Genomic DNA, 19,986 nt, shown 5'->3' with positions numbered 1-19,986 from the left:
TTACGCACGCGTTCGATCTTCTGCGGCCAGCGGCTGCGCCCACCAGCTGCATGCCCGGTACGTTGGGTAGCCGAGAAAAGCACTGATCGGCGCGATGCCTCTGACTTAGGGCCTCACCACCAGGCCCACGCCACGACCGCGCGGGTCGGAGGCGGTTTCCAGGGTACGCCCGTCAACACGGATGGCCTGGATGTCGCCCATGTTCCAGCCCTGGTCCTCGAGCACGTAGCCCATGGCCTTGAGCTCGTCGGCGACCTTGCCAGTGAGCGGCGCGTAGGCGTCGTAGTAGATGGTGTCCTTGGGCAGCAGTTGATGGTGGACGCGCTGGGCGGCGACGGCCTTTTCCAGGGGCAGTTTGAAATCGTAGACGTTGTTGAGCACCTGGAAGATCGAGGTGAAGATCCTCGAACCGCCAGGCGTACCCAGCACCAGGCTGACCTTGCCGTCACGGGTAACGATGCTCGGGCTCATCGAGGACAACATGCGCTTGCCCGGTTCGATGGCGTTGGCATCACTGCCCACCACACCAAAGGCGTTGGCCACGCCGGGCTTGGCGCTGAAGTCGTCCATCTCGTCGTTGAGCAGGAAACCCGCCCCTTCGACCACCACGCCACTACCGAAATCCCAATTCAGCGTGTAGGTATTGCTGACTGCGTTGCCGTCGGCATCGACGATGGAGAAGTGTGTGGTCTGGTGCGGTTCCAGCCCTGGGCGTACCTGCTCGGTCGGCGAGATAGCCGTCGGGTTGACCTCGCTGGCGCGGCGCTTGAGGTACTCGGCATCGACCAACTTGTCGACCGGAACGTCGGAGAAATCCGGGTCACCCAGATAGTCGGCGCGGTCGGCGAATACGCGTTTTTCGATCTCGGCCAGGAGATGAATGTAACGCGCGGAGTTCAGCTCGACGCCCTTGAAGTCGGCGGCGCGCTGTTCCTTGATGCCGATCAGCTGGGCCAGGGCGATGCCACCGGAGCTGGGCAGCGGCGCGGTGTAGAGAGTGTTGCCCTGCCAGTCGACGCGCATCGGCTCGCGCCACTTGGCGCGGTAGTCGGCCAGATCCTCTTTACTGATCAGCCCGCCGTCACGCTGCATCTGGGCGACCAGCAGGTCGGCGGTCTTGCCCTTGTAGAACTCGTCCGGCCCATTGGCGGCGATACGTTCCAGGGTCTCTGCCATCTGCGGCTGCTTGAATACCTCGCCCGGGCGCATGGTGTCGAAGTAGTCGGTGAAGTTGGTCTGGCCGTTGAACAGGCCGATGGCGTCTTCGCGGTACTGGAACTGCTGGTCGGCGACCTTGAAACCCTCGTTCGCGTAGCCGATGGCGGGGGTGATCAGCTCGCTCCATGGCAGTTTGCCGAAGCGCTTGTGCGCCTCCCACAGACCCATCACCGTGCCGGGCACGCCGGCCGCCTTGGCGCCGACCAGGCTGAGGTTCTCGATCACCTCGCCCTTGTCGTCCAGATACATGGTCTTGGTCGCCGCCTTGGGCGCAGTTTCCCGGTAGTCGAGGAAGTACGGCTTGCCGTCCATGAACAGGGTCATGAAGCCTCCGCCACCGATGTTGCCGGCTTCGGGGTAGGTGACGGCCAGGGTGAAGGCGGTGGCGACGGCGGCGTCCACCGCGTTGCCACCTTTCTCTAGCACCTGGGCGGCGACCTTGGCGGCGTACTGATCCGGAGCGGCGACCGCACCACCTTCCAGGCTGGCGGCCAGCACGGCATTGCTGCCGACGGCGAGGGCGAGGGCGACGCTGAGCGTCAGGGTCTTGAAGTGAAAAACGCGCATGGGGAAACCTCGGTTTTTATTGTGCTTGTTGAGTGTAGGCCGCTACCCGCCGTTTGATCGTTGCCACGCCCCGCGGGGCAACGCAGCCCAGGACGCTCTGCGTCCATCACGATCGTCACAGTCGTCAGCGTCACCAGATGTGACGCGGAGCGGCGCAAACGCAGTTGCCCACTTAGACGTGGGCACCTCGGTAAAGCCCCTTCCACAAAAGCGACGCACTCTGTGGGAGGGGCTTTAGCCGCGAGCTTTTAGTGGATCACTTACCCGACTTGATCGAGGTCCACGCCCGCGTACGCACGCGCTCGATCTTCTGCGGCAGCGGCTGCACCACGTACAGCGACTTCTGCATTTCCGCTGTCGGCGTCAGGTCGTGGTCGGCGGCGATTTCCGCGCCCACCAGTTCCATGCCCGGCACGTTGGGGTTGGGGTAGCCGAGGAAGTCGCTGATCGGCGCGATCACCTTAGGTTCGAGCAGGTGGTTGATGAAGGCGTGGGCTTCGTCGGCATTGTGTGCACTCTTGGGGATGGCCCAGGTGTCGAACCAGATCGGCGCACCCTCCTTGGGCAGGCGCCAGTTGATCGTCACGCCGTTGCCGGCTTCCTTGGCGCGGTTGGCGAACTGGTAGAAGCTGCCGGAATAGCCGACAGCCACGCAGATATCGCCGTTGGCGATGTCGGTCATGTACTTGGCCGAATGAAAGTAGGTCACGTACGGGCGCACTTTCAGCAGCAGCTCGGTGACCTTGTCGTAGTCGGCCGGGTTGCTGCTGTTGGGGTCGAGGCCCATGTAGTGCAGGGCGATGGGGATGATCTCGGTAGGCGAGTCGAGCATGGCCACGCCGCAGGACTTCAGCTTCTCCATGTACTCGGGCTTGAACACCAGATCCCAGCTGTTGACCGGCGCATCGTCACCGAGCGCGGCCTTGACCTTGTCCGGGTTGTAGCCGATCAGCACGGTGCCGTACATGTAGGGCACGCCGTACTGGTTGCCCGGGTCGTTCTTCTCCAGCAGGCCGAGCAACACCGGGTCGAGGTTCTTCCAGTTGGGGATCTTCGACTTGTCCAGCGGGGCGAACACGCCGGCCTTGATCTGGGTTTCGAGGAACTGGTTGGACGGGATCACCAGGTCATAGCCGGAGTTGCCGGTGAGCAGCTTGGCCTCCAGCGCCTCGTTGGTCTCGAAGGTGTCCCAGGTGATCTGGATGCCGGACTCATTCTGGAAGTCCTTGGGCACGGACGGCAGGATGTAGTCCGCCCAGTTGTACACGCGCAGCTCCTTGGCCTGCACCGCACTGCTGAGCAGGGTGGCGCCGCACAGGGCGGCGCCGAGCATCTGTTTGATGGCTTTCATCGTGTATGTCACCCCTGAAGTGTCGTTATTGTTTGGCAGATTCCTGATCACTGATTAAGGCGCCAGTCAGGCGCCCTCGAACCCTTCCAGTACGTTGACCGCGTTGATGCCGATGGCCTCCACCGCGTAGCCGCCTTCCATGATGAATAGTGTCGGCAACCCCAGCGCGGCGATGCGCCGGCCCATGGCCAGGTAGTCCGGGCTGTCGAGCTTGAACTGCGAAATCGGGTCTTCCATGTAGGTGTCCACGCCCAGCGACACCACCAGCACCTCGGCGCCGTATTCGGCGATGCGCTGGCAGGCCTGCTCCAGCGCCGCACTCCAGGTCTCCCAGGAGCTGCCCATGGGCAACGGGTAATTGAAGTTGTAGCCCTCGCCTGCACCCTCGCCCAGTTCGTCGGCATAACCGAGGAAGAACGGGAACTCCTCGGCCGGGTCGCCGTGGATCGAGGCGAACAGCACGTCGCTGCGCTGGTAGAAGATGTCTTGAGTACCGTTGCCGTGGTGGTAGTCGACGTCGAGGATCGCGACCTTCTTGCGGCCCTGATCGACAAAGGCCTGGGCGGCGATGGCGGCGTTGTTCAGGTAGCAGTAGCCCCCCATCACGTCGCCGGCGGCGTGGTGGCCTGGCGGACGGCACAGGGCAAAAGCGCTGTGGGCGCCGTTGGCGATCTCGGCTTGGGCGCTGAGCGCCACCTGCGCGGCGCTGTAGGCGGCCTGCCAGGTGCCGGCGGTGATCGGCGCGCCACCGTCGAAGCTGTAGTAGCCGAGCTGGCCGTGCAGGTCGTTGGGAATCATCGGCCGCAGGGTGCGCGCCGGCCAGGTAAACGGCAGCAGGTCGCCCTTGCCGCCCTGCGCCTGCCAGCGCGCCCAGGCGCCCCGGAAGAAATCCAGATAGGCCTTGCTGTGGATGCGCTCGATGGGCGCCAGGCCGAAATCCTTCGGCGCGCGAACCTCGCCGAGCTGGCGATTCCGCACGCGGGCGAGGATGTGGTCGGCGCGCTGCGGCTTCTCGAAACAGGGCATCAGCTGCCCGTCGATCAGCTCGCATTTGCCGTGGTGCAGGTGGTGGTCGTCACTGTAGTAGGTGAGCATGCAAGGCGCTCCAGGCATCGTTGTTGTGCCTGTATTGTTCGCCTGCTCGGCCAGCATCGAGAACGCTGGCAACGGCCAAAAGGGGATCGAAATGGCCAGATTGCAGTGGCGCACATCCCATGTCCGGCGGCGGCGTGGGAGGCGCTTCAGCGGCGAGCCTTTATCGCGGCTGAAGCCGCTCCCACGAGACTGCTGGTGGCCCTAATGCCATCGGGAAAGGCGCCGGGCATTCCCGGATTGCATCCGCGCTACGCTCGAAAGCGACTCGGCGCCACTCCACTCCAGCGCTGGAAGGCATGACGGAAGCTGGCGGTCTCGCTGAAACCGAGCGCTTCGGCGATGCGGTACACCGGCCATTGCTCCTCATTGAGCAGCGCCTTGGCGCGTTCGAAGCGCAGCTCGTCAAGCTGGCCCTGGTAACTGGTGCCCAGTTCCTGCAGGTGACGGCGCAGGGTGCGCGGCGAGCAGTGCATCTGCTGCGCCAGGTTCTCCAGCCCCGGCGGCTCGGCCAGTTGCGCGGCGAGCAGTTGGCGCACCCGCTCCAGCCAGGCCTGACGGCAGCCGAACTCGACGTTCAGGCGCCGGCAGCGCTCGACCATATCGCCATGGGTGACGCTGTCCGCCAGCGGCAGGCGGCGCTCCAGCAGCTCGGCGGGAAAGGCGAAGGCATTGCGCGGCGCCGCGAAGCGCAGCGTACAGGCAAAGCTGTGTGCATAGCGCTTCACGTAGCGCGGCCTGGCATGGCCGAACTCGGCGCACGCCAGCGGCAGCGGCTGATGCAGCAACTCGTCGCCGATCAGCTTCAGCGAGGCCAGACACATCTCCACGTTGAACACTTCCAGCGCCTCGGCATGGCGATAGCCGCTGGCGCTGATCCAGGCCAGTTCGCCTTCCACCTGCAGGTCGAGCCGAAAATAGGTGCCGAGCAGTGCTGGGTACTGCAGCAGCAGGCGCCAGGCGTCACCAAAGGTGGCAGCCGAGAGCGCGGCGTAACCGAGCAGCCCATAGGAGGAAACATGCAGGCTGCGCCCCAACTCGAGGCCCAGGTCGGCACGCAGGGCCAGGGCATTGGCGCACACCTGCAGTTCCTGCACCCGGGTGATGCGCGCATCGGCATTGTCCAGGTCGGCCGCACCAATCCCGCTCCCGGCCAGCAATTGCGGGCGCAACTCGGGCTGCTCGGCGAAGCGTTGCAGGATCAGGGAAACCACGTGCAAGGTGGTCAGCGAAGCGTGCAGCATGATGCATTCCGTCGGTGCAGGAGGGAGAAAAGAACGCAAGAAGCATGCCTCGCGCTTTTCGCGTTGAGAGGCATTCAGGCCCACGTCGTGTACTCGCGCAAGGTCAATAAAGGTTGCGCGTGCTAGAGTCCGTGGCCGTTTTCAAGGATGAACCTCATGCGAAACTCGCTCCGTACCGCCTTTTTACCCGCTTGCCTGCTACTCGCCGCGTGCGGGCAGGAGCCCCAGGTCGAATTGCGTTTTGACGAGTCCATTCGCCAGGGCGCCGGCATTGACGGCTCCTATCTTGAAAGCCTGCAGCAGCAGTTTCAGGCGCTCGGCTATCTCCCGGGTCATCTGCGTTACACCCTGGTCGATGGTGATGAGCAGGCGCTTAGGGTCCGGCTGCAATCCAAGCCATTGGACGCCACACAACGTGAAGCCCTGACCGAACGCTTCACGCCGATCGTGCAAGCCAGGGAACACTGGCCGGCCACACTCGAAATCACCGGTATTGAGGACGACTTGCCGACGCCGCTGCGTACCTCGTTCGTCGCCCATGGTCGACCGTTTCTGGTCAAGCGGGAGAACGGCAATGCGTTCAACAGGCCGTCCTCACTGGAGGAAGTGTTCTGCCGTATCGAGGTGAAGCTGAATGAGCAACTGCCACCGCTGAGCTTTCAACGAGTTCGAAACCGGGGCGACGAAGACCAGGCGGGCAGCTTGGGCCAACTCTACCTGGACAGGGAAAACGAACGCACGCCGGCCAGGCTGCGCTTCAGCGATCCGGAGTTGCAAAAGGCCGTCGACGAAAGACAGATAGAGGTGATCATCGATAACGATGACCACCTTACGTCCCCCATCAAGAAACTGGTGTTCGAGATCGGCAGCATGGGCAAACACTTTCTGCTCGGGCAACGCACGCTGCTGGGGGACCGTTATTACGACGATTGCACCCACATGGCCGTGGAGGCCGGGCGGCCCTTCAACCTGTTCATGGGCAAGGGGATCGATCGCCTGACCGCGTTCGAGCTGCTCGACAGCGAAGGCTGATGCCCCGCCCGAAGGCGGGGATCGCTGTCAGCGGTTACGCAGGATGGCGTTGATGAAGTCGCCCTGGTTGGCTTCATCCGGATGAGTGGTGAACTGCAGTTGGCCGTCCTGCTCACGCAGCTTCATCGCCTCGCCGAAGCGGCAGTCGACGCCCTTGAGGGTTTTGGCTTCGGTCTTGTAGCGATCATCCCTGCCGCACAGGTAGGCCATCTGGTTGACCACCTCGCCACAGAAGCTCGGCACGCTGAGCTTGATCAGTTGCTCGTCGCTGATCGAGCTCCAGTCGACCTGGGTCGTCAGCGGCGTGCCGCAGGCCCTGGAAGCTTCGCTATCCATCTCCTGCAGGCGGGCGCTGTAGTCGGCCAGACGCTGCTTGCGATCGAAGGCCGCGAGGCGCGCCTGAACGCCGTCCTTTTCCTGCTTCTCATAGAGGGCGAGGAGGTCCTTGGGCTTGAGCGCTTTGGTCTTGTCCTCGCTGTAGCTGAGTTCGAAGCCCTGGGTATTGGGCAGGTTGAGCTGGTAGCTCTCGCCACCCCAGGCACGGCGCTTGTTCAGCAGGTTGTAGTCACGACCATCGAGACGGACGCCATAATCGCGCTGCTCGTTGCCCAGCTCGCGCACCTCGGTGAGAAAAACCACCTCGTCGAGCGGGTGGTTGATACCACGTACCTGCACCAGAGCCTGCTTGCCGTCGGCAGAGGGAGCCAGCGCCAGGCTCACGCCCTGGCCGGCGTCGAATACCTGCGGATGCTTGGCCAGCTCGATGGCCGAAACCTGGAGGGACAGCAGGGAGAGGGCAAAAAACGGAAGATAGGCTTTCATTGGGCACGTCCTTGTACGGATGAAGGGCGCACAGTATAGCCAGCCGCCTGGCGGCAATCTGTGCGCCCTTGCGCGTCCGCGCTGTAGGAAAATGGCCCGTCCAGCGCCTTCGCGGCTCAGAACTGCAGTACCACCCGCCCCTCGATCTGTCCGCCGCGCATCTGCTCGAAGATGCCGTTGATGTTGTCCAGGCTGTCGCTGCTCACCGTGGCCTTGACCAAACCCTCACCGGCGAAGTCCAGCGCCTCCTGCAGATCGGCACGGGTGCCGACGATGGAGCCGGTGATGCTGATGGCCTTGAGCACAACGTCGAAGATCGGCGTGGGGAAGTCACCCGGCGGCAGGCCGACCAGCGCCACCGTACCGTGCCGGCGCGCCATGCCGATGGCCTGGCCGAAGGCAGCGTTGGACACCGCGGTGACCAGCACGCCGTGGGCGCCGCCGATATCGCGCTGCACCACCTCGGCCGGATTTTCCTTGCGGGCGTTGATGGTCAGGCTGGCGCCGAGCTTGCGCGCCAGCTCCAGCTTGGCATCGTCCACATCCACCGCGACCACGTGCAGGCCCATGGCACGCGCATACTGCACGGCGACGTGGCCGAGACCGCCAATACCGGAGATCGCCACCCACTGGCCGGGGCGCGCCTTGGTTTCCTTGAGGCCCTTGTACACCGTCACGCCTGCGCAAAGGATCGGCGCGATTTCCAGGAAATCGACGCTTTTCGGCAGGATGCCGACGTAGTTCGGATCAGCCAGCACGTATTCGGCGTAACCGCCGTTGATCGAATAGCCGGTGTTCTGCTGACTCTCGCAGAGCGTCTCCCAGCCGGTCAGGCAGTGTTCGCAGCAGCCGCAGGCGGTGTACAGCCAGGGCACGCCGACGCGGTCGCCTTCCTTCACCCGGGTCACACCGCTGCCGACCGCTGCCACGTAGCCGACGCCTTCGTGGCCGGGAATGAACGGCAGGCTCGGCTTCACCGGCCAGTCGCCTTCGGCTGCGTGCAGGTCGGTGTGACATACACCCGACGCTTCGATCTTCACCAGAATCTGCCCCGGGCCGGGCAGTGGTGTCTTTACTTCCTCGATACGCAGCGGCTGCCCGAAGGCATGGACGACTGCGGCTTTCATGGTCTGGTTCATAGGCTGTTCCTCTTCCATGCGAGTGTCTGGCCAGTGTGCGCGCGCAGCCCACGCCGGCATTGCTCCAGAGCAAGGTTTAGGCGCTTTTTCCGCATGGCCACGGCCAGCATGACAAACGGTCGTCGCCACTGCCCGACGACGGCGGCTTTGCGTTATACTGCGCGGCCTTCGGCCGGCAGCGCCCGGCTACAACGAATCATGACAAGCCACGCTGGCCCGCCCGCGTGGCTTGTTGGTTTTTGACGCGCCGCGAGGCGCCCGAGAGAAGAGGCACTTTGATGAGCGCACTGGTTGGCGTGATCATGGGCTCCAAGTCCGACTGGTCCACCCTTAGCCACACCGCCGAGATGCTGGACAAGCTGAGCATTCCCCACGAGGTCAAGGTGGTCTCCGCCCACCGCACCCCGGATCTGCTGTTCCAGTACGCCGAAGAGGCCGAGGCCCGCGGTATCCAGGTGATCATCGCCGGTGCCGGTGGCGCCGCTCACCTGCCGGGCATGTGCGCAGCCAAGACTCACCTGCCGGTGCTCGGCGTGCCGGTGCAGTCGTCCATGCTCTCGGGCGTCGACTCGCTGCTGTCGATCGTGCAGATGCCGGCCGGCATCCCGGTCGCCACCCTGGCCATCGGCAAGGCCGGTGCGGTCAACGCGGCCCTGCTCGCCGCCAGCATCCTCGGCCACCAGCACCCGCAGTTCCACGCGGCGCTGAAGCAGTTCCGCGACGAGCAGACCAACACCGTGCTGGAAAACCCGGACCCGAGGGCGCAGTAATGAAGATCGGCGTGATCGGTGGCGGCCAGCTGGGCCGCATGATGGCCCTGGCGGGCACTCCGCTGGGCATGGACTTCGCCTTCCTCGACCCGGCGCCGGACGCCTGCGCCCAGGCGCTTGGTGAGCATATCCGCGCCGATTATGGCGATCAGGATCACCTGCGCCAGCTGGCCGACGAGGTCGACCTGGTCACCTTCGAATTCGAGAGCGTGCCGGCGGAAACCGTGGCCTTCCTCTCGCAGTTCGTACCGGTCTATCCGGGTGCAGAAGCGCTGCGCATCGCCCGTGACCGCTGGTTCGAGAAGTCCATGTTCCGCGAACTGGGCATCCCCACGCCGGAGTTCGCCGACATCCAGTCGCAGGCCGACCTCGACGCCGCCGTGGCCAGCATCGGCCTGCCGGCGGTGATGAAGACCCGCACCCTGGGCTACGACGGCAAGGGCCAGAAGGTTCTGCGCAAGCCGGAAGACGTCACCGGCGCCTTCGCCGAACTGGGCAGCGTGCCGTGCATCCTCGAAGGTTTCGTGCCCTTCACCGGCGAGGTGTCGCTGATCGCCGTGCGTGCCCGCGACGGTGAAACCCGCTTCTACCCGCTGGTGCACAACACCCACGACAGCGGCATTCTCGCCCTGTCCATCGCCAGCACCGCTCACCCGCTGCAGGCGCTGGCCGAAGACTACGTCGGTCGCGTACTGGACAGACTCGACTACGTCGGCGTGCTGGCCTTCGAGTTCTTCGAGGTGGACGGCGGGCTCAAGGCCAACGAGATCGCCCCGCGCGTGCACAACTCCGGGCACTGGACCATCGAAGGCGCCGAGTGCAGCCAGTTCGAAAACCACCTGCGCGCTGTCGCCGGCCTGCCGCTGGGCTCCACCGCCAAGGTGGGCGAAAGCGCGATGCTCAACTTCATCGGTGAAGTGCCGCCGGTGGACAAGGTGATCAGCGTCGCCGATTGCCATCTGCACCACTACGGCAAGGCCTTCAAGGCCGGGCGCAAGGTTGGCCACGCCACCCTGCGCAGTGCCGACCGCGCCCGCCTCGATACCGCTATCGCCGCCGTGCAGGCGCTGATCGCTGCAGACTGATCGGGCGATTCGCAGCTAAACTCTTGAACGACGGCGGTCGTTCAAGAGCCTCCTCCATGAAGCGTCTCCTTTCCCTGCTGCCCCTGTTGTTCGCACTGACCTGCGTTGGCGACGACGATGTGCTGCGCGTCGATTTCCGCGAGCGGCCGCCGGAGATGCACGCCGTCGATGGCCTTCCCAGCGGCCCGCTGATCAGCGTGCTGGAGACCGCCGCACAGCGCCTCGGGATCGACCTGCACTGGCGCGAAGCGCCCTTTCTGCGCAGCCTTGAAGACCTGCGCTCGGGGCGGGTCGACCTGGTGCCACGCGTGCTGCTCACCGAGCAGCGCCGCGAATACATCCATTTTCTGCCCAGCATCGGCAACCAGCAGCTCAATATCCGCTTCGTCACGCGCCCCGGCGAAGAGGGCAGATTGAGCCGCTACGAAGATCTCTACCGGCTGTCCCTGGGTGTGAAGCGCGGCACGGCCTACTTCGAGCCCTTCGACAGCGATGATCTGCTGAACCGCGTGTTCGCCAGCGACGATGCGCAGCTGGTAGCCATGTTCCGCGCCGGACGGCTCGACACCATTGCGGTTCTCGACGTTGCGCCGATGGAAGCGCAGCTCCAGGCAATGGGCTTTCGCGACTACAGCTACGCGCACTACGCCCACCGGCAGGTGCTGGGCAACCACTTCGGTGCCTCGCTCAAGCGCTACCAGAGCGATCGGCGTGAGCTGTACGACCGCCTCGGTGCCGAACTCGAGCGCATGCGTGCAGAGGGTGAAATTGCGCTGATCTACCGTCGCTACGGCGTCCTGCCGCCCGACGAGACGAACTGACAGCCCATCCACCTGTCCGATACCGAGCCTGCCGCACAAGCGGCACTCATCAAGGAGACACGCCAATGGGCATTATCGGCACCATTTTAATTGGCCTGATCGTCGGTCTGGTCGCACGCTTCCTCAAACCCGGCGATGACAGCATGGGCTGGATCATGACCATCCTGCTCGGCATCGGCGGCTCCATCGCCGCTACCTACGGCGGCCAGGCGCTGGGCATCTATGAAGCCGGGGAGGCCGCCGGTTTTATCGGCGCAGTGATCGGCGCCATCGTTCTGCTGGTAATCTACGGCGCGATCAAGAAGAGCTGAGGCCCTTCTTCAAGGAGCCGATGGACGCCTGGTCCCTCGGCTTCTCATTCACGCCGCCACGAGATGCCTGATTCCATGCACCACCTGCTGTTCGCCCTGCTACTGCTTACCGGCCTGGCCCACGCCGAACTACCGGAAACCGACTGGCTCGACCTGATGCCACCCGAGGACCGCAAGGCCCTCGAGGAGATGCCCGAGATCAGCCACGACAGCCCCGAAGGCGACAGCACCTTCTACAGCGAGGACGGCCTGCGCCAGCAGGACCAGGACCTGCCAGCGGTGATGTATTCCACCAGGACCGTGGCCGAGCTCGACGGCAAGGCGATCCGCCTGGGCGGTTATCCGGTGCCGCTGGAAAACGACGAGAAAGGTAACAGCACCCTGTTCTTCCTGGTGCCTTATCCGGGCGCCTGCATCCACGTGCCGCCACCACCGCCCAATCAGCTGGTGCTGGTGCGCTACCCGAAGGGTATCCCGCTCGAGGACATCTACGCGCCGCTGTGGGTCAGCGGCGAACTGAAGGTCGAGAAGATCAGCAATGACCTGGCCGACGCTGCCTACGCCATGGAAGCGGGCGAAGTGCGCCTGGTGACCGACGAAGACCTTTAAACACAGCCACGACACTGATGACGGCAGCACAGGCCCGTAGCCCGTCCTACCGTCTACCTGCGCCGGGCCGGTGCCACGGGCTAGTCGCTGGGCTCGCTGGACAGACGCAGCTCAAGTCTATGGCGCTCATCGGCTTTCAGCTGCACGACGTCCTCCAGCACGTTGGCCGTCTCGATGCAGAGCATGTCCTGCCAGGCGTCATCGGGAAACTGCGACAGGCGCCTGGCCTTGTCGATCCAGGGATTCCACAGCACGGCCGAGCGTGAGCCGCGGGTGTCCAGATGGATGCGCCGCCGCCAGCCCGGGTCGACGATGCTCAGCCGCGCGGCGGTATCGAGATAGATGCGATCGGTCTCCGCGTCGAACAGCGGGGCGTCCTGCTGACGCAGCTCCTGCCAGTCCTGCAGGGTGTCGATATAGCGACAGCTCTGGAGCCCCTCGACGCTGACCTGACGCACGTCGCTGACGGCGAAGTAGCTGTGTAGCGCCTGGCTCAGGGTCAGCGGTTCCGTACCGCGATTGTGGGTCTCCAGGCTCATGCCGAGGTCCTGCGCCACACGTACGACGAAGGTCAGGCCGACATCCCGCGGCCAACCCTCCAGCGGCTGGTTGCGAGTGTCGTAGGCAAAACGCAGGGTGACGGCGGCGTCCTCCTCATCGATGCTCAGCAACTCCCAGTCAAGCGTGCGCACCAGGCCGTGGGCCGGCGCCTGCTCCAGCTGATAATGCGCCTGCACCGCCTGCGGGTTGCGCCGCAGATCGCCGAACCAGGGCCAGCACAGCGGTACACCACCGCGCACGCTCTGGCCGCGCTGATAGGCCGCGTCCGGGCTCAGCCAGATCAGCGGCGGCTGCTCGCCCTGCTGGTAACCGAGAATCTGCGCACCCTGCTGAGCCACCAGCAGCTCGCTGCCGGCAGCGCGGATTCGCCAGCAGGTCAGTTGATCCAGTTCCACGCGTTCGACTTGGGCGCTGCTCATGACGACCTCTCGTTGGGATAGATGAACGATAGTGTGACACGCAAGAAGCAAAACGCCCGTCACTGGGACGGGCGTCAGCTGACTGCAAGCTATGACCTACTTGCCGTAGACCTGTTCCGGCAACCAGGTGATCAGGCCCGGGAAGATGTAGGCGATCACCAGCAGCATAATCTGGATCAGGATGAACGGCACCACACCCTTGTAGATGGTGCTGGTGGCGATGCTCGGCGGCGTCACGCCACGCAGATAGAACAGCGCGAAGCCGAACGGCGGCGTAAGGAAGGACGTCTGCAGGTTCAGCGCGATCATCACGCCCAGCCAGATCGGGTCGAGCCCCATGGCCAGCAGCACCGGCCCGACGATCGGCACCACCACGAAGGTGATCTCGATGAAGTCGAGGATGAAGCCGAGCAGGAAGATCACCACCATCACCAGGAAGAACGCGCCGAGCACGCCGCCTGGCAGTTGCGCGAACACGTCCTCGATCAGCACCTCGCCGCCAAAGCCACGGAACACCAGGGAGAACAGCGAAGCGCCAATCAGGATCATGAAGACCATGGCACTGATTTCAGTGGTGCCATAGGCCACTTCCTTGAGCTGGCCGAAGTTCAGCTTGCCCTTGCTGAAGGCCAGCAACATCGCGCCCACGGCGCCCAATGCAGCGGCTTCGGTGGGTGTGGCGTAGCCAGCGAGGATCGAGCCCAGCACCGCGCCGATCAGGATCAGCGGCGGCACCAGTGCCTTGACCAGCTTGCCCCATTCGATGGGGCCGAGTTCTTCCTGCGGCAGCGCCGGCAGTTTCTTCGGCTGGAGGATCGCAGTGGCGATGATGTAGAGGATGTACAGGCCGACCAGCAGCAGGCCGGGCAGCAACGCACCGACGAACAGGTCACCGACCGAGACGGTCTTCGGCGAGAAGATGCCCATCTTCAGCTGCGCCTGCTGATAGGCGCTGGACATCACGTCACCCAGCAGTACCAGTACGATGGACGGCGGAATGATCTGCCCCAGGGTACCGGTCGCCGCCAGGGTGCCGGTGGAGATGGCCGGGTCGTAGCCGCGGCGCAGCATGGTCGGCAGCGCCAGCAGACCCATGGTCACCACAGTGGCACCGACGATACCGGTAGAAGCCGCCAGCAACGCGCCGACCACACACACGGAAATCGCCAGACCGCCGCGCAGGGTACCGAACAGGCGCGACATGGACTCGAGTAGATCTTCAGCCACCCGCGAGCGTTCCAGCATCACCCCCATGAACACGAACAGCGGCACGGCGAGCATGGTCTGGTTGTTCATGATGCCGAACAGGCGGTTCGGCAGGGCGCTCAGATACCCCGGGTCGAAGGTGCCGGTAAGCACGCCGATACCGGCGAACAGCAGGGAAACGCCGGCCAGGGTGAACGCCACCGGGAAGCCGCCCATCAAGGCCACGCAAATACTGACGAACAGCAGAATCGCCATCAACTCAGCCATGTTTCACCTCCGGAGCCGGCAGGCGACCGCTGAGGATGTAGAGCGCCTTGATCAGGTTGGAAATACCCTGCAGTACCAGGCTGACGACCAGTACCAGGATGATGCTTTTCTGCAGATAGACGAACTTCAGCCCGCCTGACTCGCTGGAGGCTTCGAGCGTCGCCCAGGAGTTGCTGACGTAATCCCAGCTGGCCCAGCCGAGGAACAGCGCCACCGGCAGCAGGAACAGCAGGTTGCCGAAGACCTCCACCAGCGCCTGGCGGCGGCCGCTGAACTTCTGGTAGAAAATGTCGACACGCACATGGCCGTTACGCTGCAGCACCCAGGCTGCGGCCCCCATGAACACCAGCGCGTGAGCGTATAGAACTGCCTCCTGCAGAGCTGTCGCGCCGATACCGAAGCCGTATCGCAGGACCACGACGATGGCGGTACCGATCACCAGAAATACGGTCAGCCATGCGCAGGCCTTGCCGAACCAGCTGTTGAGCGCATCGATTAAATTTGTAATAGCGAGGGGAAATGAAGGCTTGTCGGACATAGTGAGTCCTTATCGTTATGAGTAGGAGGCAGACAGCGACCGGTTGGCTGCACATCACGCCACCAGCGGCCTTGTGGGCCGCAGGCCGGCGATTCTAGGCAGGCAAAGGGTATTGCAGCAATGCCCGTACAACTTTAGTCGCAGTCGCTAGGCTTGTAGGTCACGAACCCCTATGTTATTCACGCCCGGTCTACCCCCGGCGATCCCGTGGTAAGACCAATACAACAATAAAGGAGCATTGCATGAAACGTCGCGACATACTCGCCGCAGCGGGCGTAGGCCTTGCAGCAACCGCGCTGGCTGGCTGTAAAGAAGAGGCCAAGAGCGCTGCAGCACCTCAAGAGGGTTCGAGTGCCCAAACCTTCAACTGGAAGATGGTCACCTCGTGGCCGAAAAACTTCCCGGGCGTCGGCGTGGGGGCCGAACGCTTCGCCAAGCTGGTCGATGAAATGAGCAACGGCCGCCTGAAGGTCAAGGTGTACGCGGCCGGCGAACTGGTACCTGCACTGGAAGTGTTCGATGCAGTCTCCCGCGGTACCGCCGAGATGGGTCACGGCGCGCCGTACTACTGGAAAGGTAAGGTCCCGGCGGCGCAGTTCTTCTGTGCCTCGCCGTTCGGCCCGAATGCCCAGGAGATGAACGCCTGGCTGCATCGCGGCGGCGGTCAGCAGCTGTGGGAAGAGGTGTACAAGCCGTTCGGCGTGCTGCCGATGGCCTGCGGCAACACCGGCGTACAAACCGCCGGCTGGTTCAACAAGGAAATCAACTCGGTCGACGACTTCAAGGGCCTGAAGATGCGCACCCCCGGCCTGGGCGGCGAAGTGCTGACCAAGATGGGCGGCACCGTGGTCAACATGCCGGCCGGTGAGATCTTCACCGCCATGCAAACCGGCGCCATCGACGCCACTGAGTGGATCGGCCCATACAACGACCTGGCCCTGGGTCTGCACAAGGCTGCCAAGTACTACTACACCCCGGGCTGGCAGGAGCCGAGCGTTCTGTTCGAACTGGACGTCAACCTCAAGGCCTGGGAAACCCTGCCGGCCGATCTGCAGGCCATCGTTCGTGCCGCCGCCCGTGACGTCAACGGCGACATGCTCGACGACTACAACGCCAAGAACATGGAAGCCATGGAACAGCTCAAGGCCGATGGCGTGGAAGTACGCCGCCTGCCGGATGAAGTCCTGGCCCGCCTGAAGGAAGTGGCGGCCGAAGTGGTGGACGCCAGCGCCGCGGCCGACCCGGCAGCGACAAAGGTCTGGGAGCATCAGAAAGCCTATCTGCAGCGCCTGTACGACTACGCGGAGAGCAACGAGAAGGACATCTACAACATCCGCGGCTGATTGCCAGGACAAAACCAAAACGCCGGCTTATGCCGGCGTTTTCGTTACTGCGATTCGCTTGTATGGCGCATGCCCGCTCAGCCGCGGCGCGGCGGTACCGGACGGGTGCGACCACTGCCATCGATGGCGACGAACACGAACACGGCCTCGGTGACCTTGCGCCATTCGTTGGACAGCGGATCGTCGCTCCACACTTCGACCATCATCTGGATCGAGCTGCGGCCGATCTCCAGCGCCTGGGTGTAGAAGGACAGTTGCGCACCCACCGCCACCGGCACCAAGAAGGCCATGCGATCGATGGCGACGGTTGCCACGCGGCCACCAGCGACCTTGCTCGCCATCGCGGTGCCGGCGAGGTCCATCTGGGACACCAGCCAGCCGCCGTAGATATCACCGAAACCATTGGTCTCGCGCGGCAACGCGGTGAGCTGCAGGGCGAGGTCGCCCTGGGGAATCGGGTCTTCCTGTTCGTAGTCGTTCATCGGCTCGAGACTCGCGGCGCGGTTGTTGTTCTGGGCGCGGAACCCGCATGGTACGCGGGCGCAGCGAGTATACCGACTGCGCAGTCGACGGGCGACCATTCTGGCCATTCGCAACGCCCGAGCTTTTGCAAGTTATCGGGCAAAACGCACGATAGAAAAAACCGCATTCGGGCAGGATGCCCGCCATCATGCGCCATCAAATAAATATAACTAGATGATTCCAAAGGAATTTATTGAAAGAACAAGTCTGGCACGGGCGCTGCAATGTCCTTGCTGGGTGACCGGTCAGGCGCCGGTCGCGATACAAGAAAGGAAGAGACGGAATGCGCGCCATCCGCCTCCAACGCAACAGGAGAACCGCCATGTGGATAGTTGCTCTGGTACTGGCCAGTTCGCTGCTTCTGCTCAGTCTGACGTTCGCCAGCGTCCTGCTGATTGGCCGGACCCTGTGCATCAGCCGCTACACCGCCGGACTGGAGCTGCCCACGGGCGCTGTGCCCCAGCCAACGGTTCCGAGCAACGCGTAAGACCTCTGGCCTGCCTGGGCCACTTCCCCATGATCCACCGAGGAGAAACACCATGCTTAGTTGGGCAGTCACTTTCCTGATCATCGCCATCATCGCCGCTGTACTGGGCTTCGGTGGTATCGCCGGCACCGCTGCAGGTATCGCCAAGATTCTATTCGTGGTGTTCCTGGTGCTGTTCATCGTCTCGTTCGTCATGGGCCGCCGCCCGAAGATGTAGGAGTCGTTAATGCATTCGATTCACGCCATCGCTGCCGCCCTGCTGATGGGCGGCGCCCTGGCGGCTCAGGCCGCCGACCGCGACGCCAGTTTCCAGCCGGGCGAGCTGCTGAGCAGCAACGCCGACTACCGCGAAGCCTGGCAGGACCTGGTCAAAGATGAAGAGCGCCTGCCGGACTGGCTGATCAATCTCAGCGGCCTGTCTACCCCCATGCAGGCAGTGGAAGCCGACAACGATCGCTACCTGGTCGGCCAGGTATGCGAAGCGCAAAGATGCTTCAGCCAGCGCGCCTATGTCGCCTTCGAGTGGGAGGACGACGATGCCTATGCGCTCTATGTGCAGGTGCCGGACGGCCTGCCCGAAGACCGCGTGCCAAGCGAGCACGCTACCCTGCGCTGGTTGGGTGATCCCGACGAAGACATTCAGCAGATGCTGATGGAACAGCTGCGCGCCGATGCCAACTGGTATTGAGTGACGGCAGTTTGCAGCCTGTCCCATAAGTCACCGTCGGCACGTTATCATCCCCCGCCATAACGAAGGGGGATCGCAATGCTCAATGGCCTGTGGCTGAGCTTTTTTCTGCTGGCTGCCGTCGCTGCACTGGCGCGCTGGCTGCTTGGCGGCGATGCCAGCGTGTTCGGCGCCATGGTCGAGAGCTTGTTTGCCATGGCCAAGCTCTCGGTGGAGCTGATGGTGGTGCTGTTCGGTACCCTGACGCTATGGCTGGGCCTGCTGCGCATTGCTGAGAAGGCCGGCCTCGTGGACTTGCTGGCGCGCCTGCTGGGACCACTGTTCGCCCGTCTGATGCCGGAAGTGCCGCGCGGCCACCCGGCGCTGGGGCTGATCAGCATGAACTTCGCCGCCAATGGCCTGGGACTGGACAACGCCGCCACACCCATCGGCCTGAAAGCCATGCGCGCCTTGCAGGACCTCAACCCGAGCGCGACGACGGCGAGTAATGCGCAGATCCTGTTCCTCGTTCTCAACACCTCCTCGCTGACCCTGCTCCCGGTATCGATTTTCATGTACCGCGTGCAGCAAGGGGCCGAAGACCCGACGCTGGTGTTTCTGCCGATTCTGCTGGCTACCAGCGCCTCGACCCTGGCTGGTCTGCTGGCGGTGGCGGCGATGCAGCGTCTGCGTCTGTGGGATCCGGTGGTGCTGGCCTACCTGATTCCTACCGCGCTGCTGCTCGGCGGCTTCATGGCGCTGCTCGCCGGCATGAGCGCCACCGCCCTGGCTGCGCTGTCCTCGTTGCTCGGCAATCTCACCCTGTTCGGCCTGGTCCTGCTGTTTCTCGTGGTCGGAGCGCTACGCAAGGTCCCGGTGTACGAAAGCTTCATCGACGGCGCCAAGGAAGGTTTCGATGTAGCCAAGAGCCTGTTGCCGTATCTGGTCGCGATGCTTTGCGCCATTGGCGTATTGCGCGCGTCCGGCGCGCTGGATTTCGGCCTCGACGGCATCCGCTGGCTGATCGAGACGCTGGGTTGGGATACGCGCTTCGTCGACGCCCTGCCGACCGCGCTGATCAAACCCTTCTCCGGCGGCGCAGCGCGCGCAATGCTGATCGAAACCATGGAGAACTTCGGCGTCGACAGCTTCCCGGCGCTGATCGCTGCCACGGTACAGGGCAGCACCGAAACCACCTTCTACGTGCTGGCGGTGTACTTCGGCGCGGTCGGCCTGCAACGCGCCCGCCATGCCGTGGGCTGTGCACTGGTCGCCGATGCGGCCGGGATCATCGCCGCGATTGCCGTGTGCTATTGGTTCTTCGGCTAAGTGCCCGTCACTCGCCAAAGCCGAGTGTTTTGCCCGCCCAGGTCAGCAAGGGATCGTCGTGCTGGTATTCGCGCAATGCCAGCAGCTTGGGTGCGATGAACGCCTCGAAGTCCCCGGCCTGCTCGAAATACACGCCGGTGAAGATGGTAAACATCGACTTGTTGCCGACCGTGGCATAGAACAGATTGCCCACCGGCTCGCCATCCTGAACCAGCAGCTTGAGGCTGGCGCGGCTGGCCAGGCTGGTTTCCAGCGGCAGATCCTGTTGCACCAGGCCGCTGTCGCGCAGGCCAAACGACGCACCGAAGGTCTCGGCATAGCTGGTCATCAGCGCATCGCCGGCACGTGGATACAGCGAGACGCCGGTGTAGAGGTAAAACCAGTCGCTGCCACGGCTTTCGAAATTAAGGTCGATGGTGCGCGTGGCATAGGTCACCACCTTCTGGTAGCGCCCCTCCTGTGGCGCCTCGTAAGCGGCGAAATCTTCGCCACTGAGCAGCAGGCGGCGCTCCTCGTCGAGTGGCGGATCATTGTCGACGCACCCCGCAAGCGACAGCAGGCTCACCAGCAGCAAGAGTCTGAACAT

Annotated in this window: 22 protein-coding genes; 11 read left to right on the top strand and 11 right to left on the bottom strand. The window is 63.8% G+C overall.

Translation table 11 applies throughout. From position 1 onward, the window contains the following. Positions 1-105: 105 nt before the first annotated feature. The 4 genes from ggt to P3C50_RS14320 all read right to left on the bottom strand — a co-directional run bounded on the left by ggt (position 106) and on the right by P3C50_RS14320 (position 5,472). A complete protein-coding gene (ggt, locus tag P3C50_RS14335; protein WP_275546519.1) occupies positions 106-1,785 on the bottom strand; it encodes a gamma-glutamyltransferase in 1,680 nt (559 codons plus the stop codon). Positions 1,786-2,041: 256 nt separating this feature from the next. Next, positions 2,042-3,136, bottom strand: a complete 1,095-nt coding sequence (locus tag P3C50_RS14330; protein WP_275546518.1) for a polyamine ABC transporter substrate-binding protein — start codon at positions 3,134-3,136, stop codon at positions 2,042-2,044. Positions 3,137-3,202: 66 nt separating this feature from the next. After that, on the bottom strand, positions 3,203-4,231 hold the full coding sequence (locus P3C50_RS14325) for a histone deacetylase family protein (protein ID WP_275546517.1): 1,029 nt from the start codon (positions 4,229-4,231) through the stop codon (positions 3,203-3,205). A gap of 248 nt (positions 4,232-4,479) precedes the next feature. After that, entirely contained in the window at positions 4,480-5,472 is a 993-nt protein-coding gene (locus tag P3C50_RS14320; protein WP_275546516.1) for an AraC family transcriptional regulator, read from the bottom strand. A gap of 156 nt (positions 5,473-5,628) precedes the next feature. Between P3C50_RS14320 and P3C50_RS14315 the strand changes: the two genes are divergently transcribed. Beyond that, positions 5,629-6,504, top strand: a complete 876-nt coding sequence (locus P3C50_RS14315; protein WP_275546515.1) for a hypothetical protein — start codon at positions 5,629-5,631, stop codon at positions 6,502-6,504. 27 nt (positions 6,505-6,531) lie between these two features. Here P3C50_RS14315 and P3C50_RS14310 read toward each other — a convergent pair whose 3' ends face one another. Continuing rightward, the gene (locus P3C50_RS14310; protein WP_275546514.1) at positions 6,532-7,326 is read right to left on the bottom strand and encodes a hypothetical protein; all 795 of its coding nucleotides are present in this window, start codon (positions 7,324-7,326) and stop codon (positions 6,532-6,534) included. A 116-nt stretch (positions 7,327-7,442) separates the two neighbouring features. Then, on the bottom strand, positions 7,443-8,465 hold the full coding sequence (gene adhP / locus P3C50_RS14305; protein WP_197857648.1) for an alcohol dehydrogenase AdhP: 1,023 nt from the start codon (positions 8,463-8,465) through the stop codon (positions 7,443-7,445). A 278-nt stretch (positions 8,466-8,743) separates the two neighbouring features. Here adhP and purE point away from each other — a divergent pair, with 278 nt between their 5' ends. From purE to P3C50_RS14280, 5 genes are all read left to right on the top strand, one after another. Next, positions 8,744-9,235 (top strand): 5-(carboxyamino)imidazole ribonucleotide mutase, encoded by a 492-nt coding sequence (gene purE / locus P3C50_RS14300; RefSeq protein ID WP_275546513.1) that lies wholly within the window; start codon positions 8,744-8,746, stop codon positions 9,233-9,235. Then, on the top strand, positions 9,235-10,320 hold the full coding sequence (locus P3C50_RS14295; RefSeq protein ID WP_275546512.1) for a 5-(carboxyamino)imidazole ribonucleotide synthase: 1,086 nt from the start codon (positions 9,235-9,237) through the stop codon (positions 10,318-10,320). Before purE ends, P3C50_RS14295 begins: the two co-directional genes overlap by 1 nt. 56 nt (positions 10,321-10,376) lie before the next feature. Then, complete coding sequence (locus P3C50_RS14290; protein WP_197857645.1) at positions 10,377-11,141, top strand: substrate-binding periplasmic protein; 765 nt, start codon at positions 10,377-10,379, stop codon at positions 11,139-11,141. 65 nt (positions 11,142-11,206) lie between these two features. Next, the gene (locus P3C50_RS14285) at positions 11,207-11,452 is read left to right on the top strand and encodes a GlsB/YeaQ/YmgE family stress response membrane protein (RefSeq protein ID WP_197857644.1); all 246 of its coding nucleotides are present in this window, start codon (positions 11,207-11,209) and stop codon (positions 11,450-11,452) included. A 75-nt stretch (positions 11,453-11,527) separates the two neighbouring features. Further along, positions 11,528-12,061, top strand: a complete 534-nt coding sequence (locus P3C50_RS14280; protein ID WP_275546511.1) for a DUF3299 domain-containing protein — start codon at positions 11,528-11,530, stop codon at positions 12,059-12,061. 80 nt (positions 12,062-12,141) lie between these two features. Here the strand turns inward: P3C50_RS14280 and P3C50_RS14275 are convergent, their stop codons facing one another. The 3 genes from P3C50_RS14275 to P3C50_RS14265 form a co-directional block, all read right to left on the bottom strand. Continuing rightward, a complete protein-coding gene (locus tag P3C50_RS14275; protein ID WP_275546510.1) occupies positions 12,142-13,041 on the bottom strand; it encodes a D-hexose-6-phosphate mutarotase in 900 nt (299 codons plus the stop codon). A 96-nt stretch (positions 13,042-13,137) separates the two neighbouring features. Next, positions 13,138-14,514, bottom strand: a complete 1,377-nt coding sequence (locus tag P3C50_RS14270; RefSeq protein WP_197857641.1) for a TRAP transporter large permease subunit — start codon at positions 14,512-14,514, stop codon at positions 13,138-13,140. Then, the gene (locus P3C50_RS14265) at positions 14,507-15,052 is read right to left on the bottom strand and encodes a TRAP transporter small permease subunit (RefSeq protein WP_275546509.1); all 546 of its coding nucleotides are present in this window, start codon (positions 15,050-15,052) and stop codon (positions 14,507-14,509) included. Before P3C50_RS14265 ends, P3C50_RS14270 begins: the two co-directional genes overlap by 8 nt. 242 nt (positions 15,053-15,294) lie before the next feature. On the opposite strand from P3C50_RS14265, the gene P3C50_RS14260 reads away from it, so the two are divergent. Then, on the top strand, positions 15,295-16,395 hold the full coding sequence (locus P3C50_RS14260) for a TRAP transporter substrate-binding protein (protein WP_275546508.1): 1,101 nt from the start codon (positions 15,295-15,297) through the stop codon (positions 16,393-16,395). A 77-nt stretch (positions 16,396-16,472) separates the two neighbouring features. Here P3C50_RS14260 and P3C50_RS14255 read toward each other — a convergent pair whose 3' ends face one another. Next, on the bottom strand, positions 16,473-16,877 hold the full coding sequence (locus P3C50_RS14255) for an acyl-CoA thioesterase (RefSeq protein ID WP_197857638.1): 405 nt from the start codon (positions 16,875-16,877) through the stop codon (positions 16,473-16,475). A gap of 362 nt (positions 16,878-17,239) precedes the next feature. Between P3C50_RS14255 and P3C50_RS14250 the strand changes: the two genes are divergently transcribed. The 4 genes from P3C50_RS14250 (at position 17,240) to P3C50_RS14235 (ending at position 19,400) form a co-directional block, all read left to right on the top strand. Further along, positions 17,240-17,404, top strand: a complete 165-nt coding sequence (locus P3C50_RS14250) for a hypothetical protein (protein ID WP_275546507.1) — start codon at positions 17,240-17,242, stop codon at positions 17,402-17,404. Between the two features lie 52 nt (positions 17,405-17,456). Beyond that, positions 17,457-17,621, top strand: coding sequence for a DUF1328 domain-containing protein (locus P3C50_RS14245; protein WP_197857636.1), 165 nt, complete (start codon positions 17,457-17,459; stop codon positions 17,619-17,621). A gap of 9 nt (positions 17,622-17,630) precedes the next feature. After that, on the top strand, positions 17,631-18,092 hold the full coding sequence (locus P3C50_RS14240; protein ID WP_197857635.1) for an inhibitor of vertebrate lysozyme family protein: 462 nt from the start codon (positions 17,631-17,633) through the stop codon (positions 18,090-18,092). Between the two features lie 78 nt (positions 18,093-18,170). Then, a complete protein-coding gene (locus tag P3C50_RS14235; protein WP_275546506.1) occupies positions 18,171-19,400 on the top strand; it encodes a nucleoside recognition domain-containing protein in 1,230 nt (409 codons plus the stop codon). A 7-nt stretch (positions 19,401-19,407) separates the two neighbouring features. Here P3C50_RS14235 and P3C50_RS14230 read toward each other — a convergent pair whose 3' ends face one another. Then, positions 19,408-19,986: a hypothetical protein gene (locus P3C50_RS14230; RefSeq protein WP_275546505.1), complete on the bottom strand. Its 579-nt coding sequence runs from the start codon at positions 19,984-19,986 to the stop codon at positions 19,408-19,410.

This window comes from Pseudomonas sp. Marseille-Q0931, from assembly GCF_940789645.1.
Taxonomy (GTDB): Bacteria; Pseudomonadota; Gammaproteobacteria; order Pseudomonadales; family Pseudomonadaceae; genus Aquipseudomonas.
This window is presented reverse-complemented; position numbering and strand designations above follow the sequence as displayed.

What these genes read in the sequence shown, in the direction of transcription:
- ggt (WP_275546519.1), bottom strand. Translation starts at nt 1,785, where the DNA reads ATGCGCGTTTTTCACTTCAAGACCCTGACGCTCAGCGTCGCCCTCGCC.
- P3C50_RS14330 (WP_275546518.1), bottom strand. Translation starts at nt 3,136, where the DNA reads ATGAAAGCCATCAAACAGATGCTCGGCGCCGCCCTGTGCGGCGCCACC.
- P3C50_RS14325 (WP_275546517.1), bottom strand. Translation starts at nt 4,231, where the DNA reads ATGCTCACCTACTACAGTGACGACCACCACCTGCACCACGGCAAATGC.
- P3C50_RS14320 (WP_275546516.1), bottom strand. Translation starts at nt 5,472, where the DNA reads ATGCTGCACGCTTCGCTGACCACCTTGCACGTGGTTTCCCTGATCCTG.
- P3C50_RS14315 (WP_275546515.1), top strand. Translation starts at nt 5,629, where the DNA reads ATGCGAAACTCGCTCCGTACCGCCTTTTTACCCGCTTGCCTGCTACTC.
- P3C50_RS14310 (WP_275546514.1), bottom strand. Translation starts at nt 7,326, where the DNA reads ATGAAAGCCTATCTTCCGTTTTTTGCCCTCTCCCTGCTGTCCCTCCAG.
- adhP (WP_197857648.1), bottom strand. Translation starts at nt 8,465, where the DNA reads ATGAACCAGACCATGAAAGCCGCAGTCGTCCATGCCTTCGGGCAGCCG.
- purE (WP_275546513.1), top strand. Translation starts at nt 8,744, where the DNA reads ATGAGCGCACTGGTTGGCGTGATCATGGGCTCCAAGTCCGACTGGTCC.
- P3C50_RS14295 (WP_275546512.1), top strand. Translation starts at nt 9,235, where the DNA reads ATGAAGATCGGCGTGATCGGTGGCGGCCAGCTGGGCCGCATGATGGCC.
- P3C50_RS14290 (WP_197857645.1), top strand. Translation starts at nt 10,377, where the DNA reads ATGAAGCGTCTCCTTTCCCTGCTGCCCCTGTTGTTCGCACTGACCTGC.
- P3C50_RS14285 (WP_197857644.1), top strand. Translation starts at nt 11,207, where the DNA reads ATGGGCATTATCGGCACCATTTTAATTGGCCTGATCGTCGGTCTGGTC.
- P3C50_RS14280 (WP_275546511.1), top strand. Translation starts at nt 11,528, where the DNA reads ATGCACCACCTGCTGTTCGCCCTGCTACTGCTTACCGGCCTGGCCCAC.
- P3C50_RS14275 (WP_275546510.1), bottom strand. Translation starts at nt 13,041, where the DNA reads ATGAGCAGCGCCCAAGTCGAACGCGTGGAACTGGATCAACTGACCTGC.
- P3C50_RS14270 (WP_197857641.1), bottom strand. Translation starts at nt 14,514, where the DNA reads ATGGCTGAGTTGATGGCGATTCTGCTGTTCGTCAGTATTTGCGTGGCC.
- P3C50_RS14265 (WP_275546509.1), bottom strand. Translation starts at nt 15,052, where the DNA reads ATGTCCGACAAGCCTTCATTTCCCCTCGCTATTACAAATTTAATCGAT.
- P3C50_RS14260 (WP_275546508.1), top strand. Translation starts at nt 15,295, where the DNA reads ATGAAACGTCGCGACATACTCGCCGCAGCGGGCGTAGGCCTTGCAGCA.
- P3C50_RS14255 (WP_197857638.1), bottom strand. Translation starts at nt 16,877, where the DNA reads ATGAACGACTACGAACAGGAAGACCCGATTCCCCAGGGCGACCTCGCC.
- P3C50_RS14250 (WP_275546507.1), top strand. Translation starts at nt 17,240, where the DNA reads ATGTGGATAGTTGCTCTGGTACTGGCCAGTTCGCTGCTTCTGCTCAGT.
- P3C50_RS14245 (WP_197857636.1), top strand. Translation starts at nt 17,457, where the DNA reads ATGCTTAGTTGGGCAGTCACTTTCCTGATCATCGCCATCATCGCCGCT.
- P3C50_RS14240 (WP_197857635.1), top strand. Translation starts at nt 17,631, where the DNA reads ATGCATTCGATTCACGCCATCGCTGCCGCCCTGCTGATGGGCGGCGCC.
- P3C50_RS14235 (WP_275546506.1), top strand. Translation starts at nt 18,171, where the DNA reads ATGCTCAATGGCCTGTGGCTGAGCTTTTTTCTGCTGGCTGCCGTCGCT.
- P3C50_RS14230 (WP_275546505.1), bottom strand. Translation starts at nt 19,986, where the DNA reads ATGTTCAGACTCTTGCTGCTGGTGAGCCTGCTGTCGCTTGCGGGGTGC.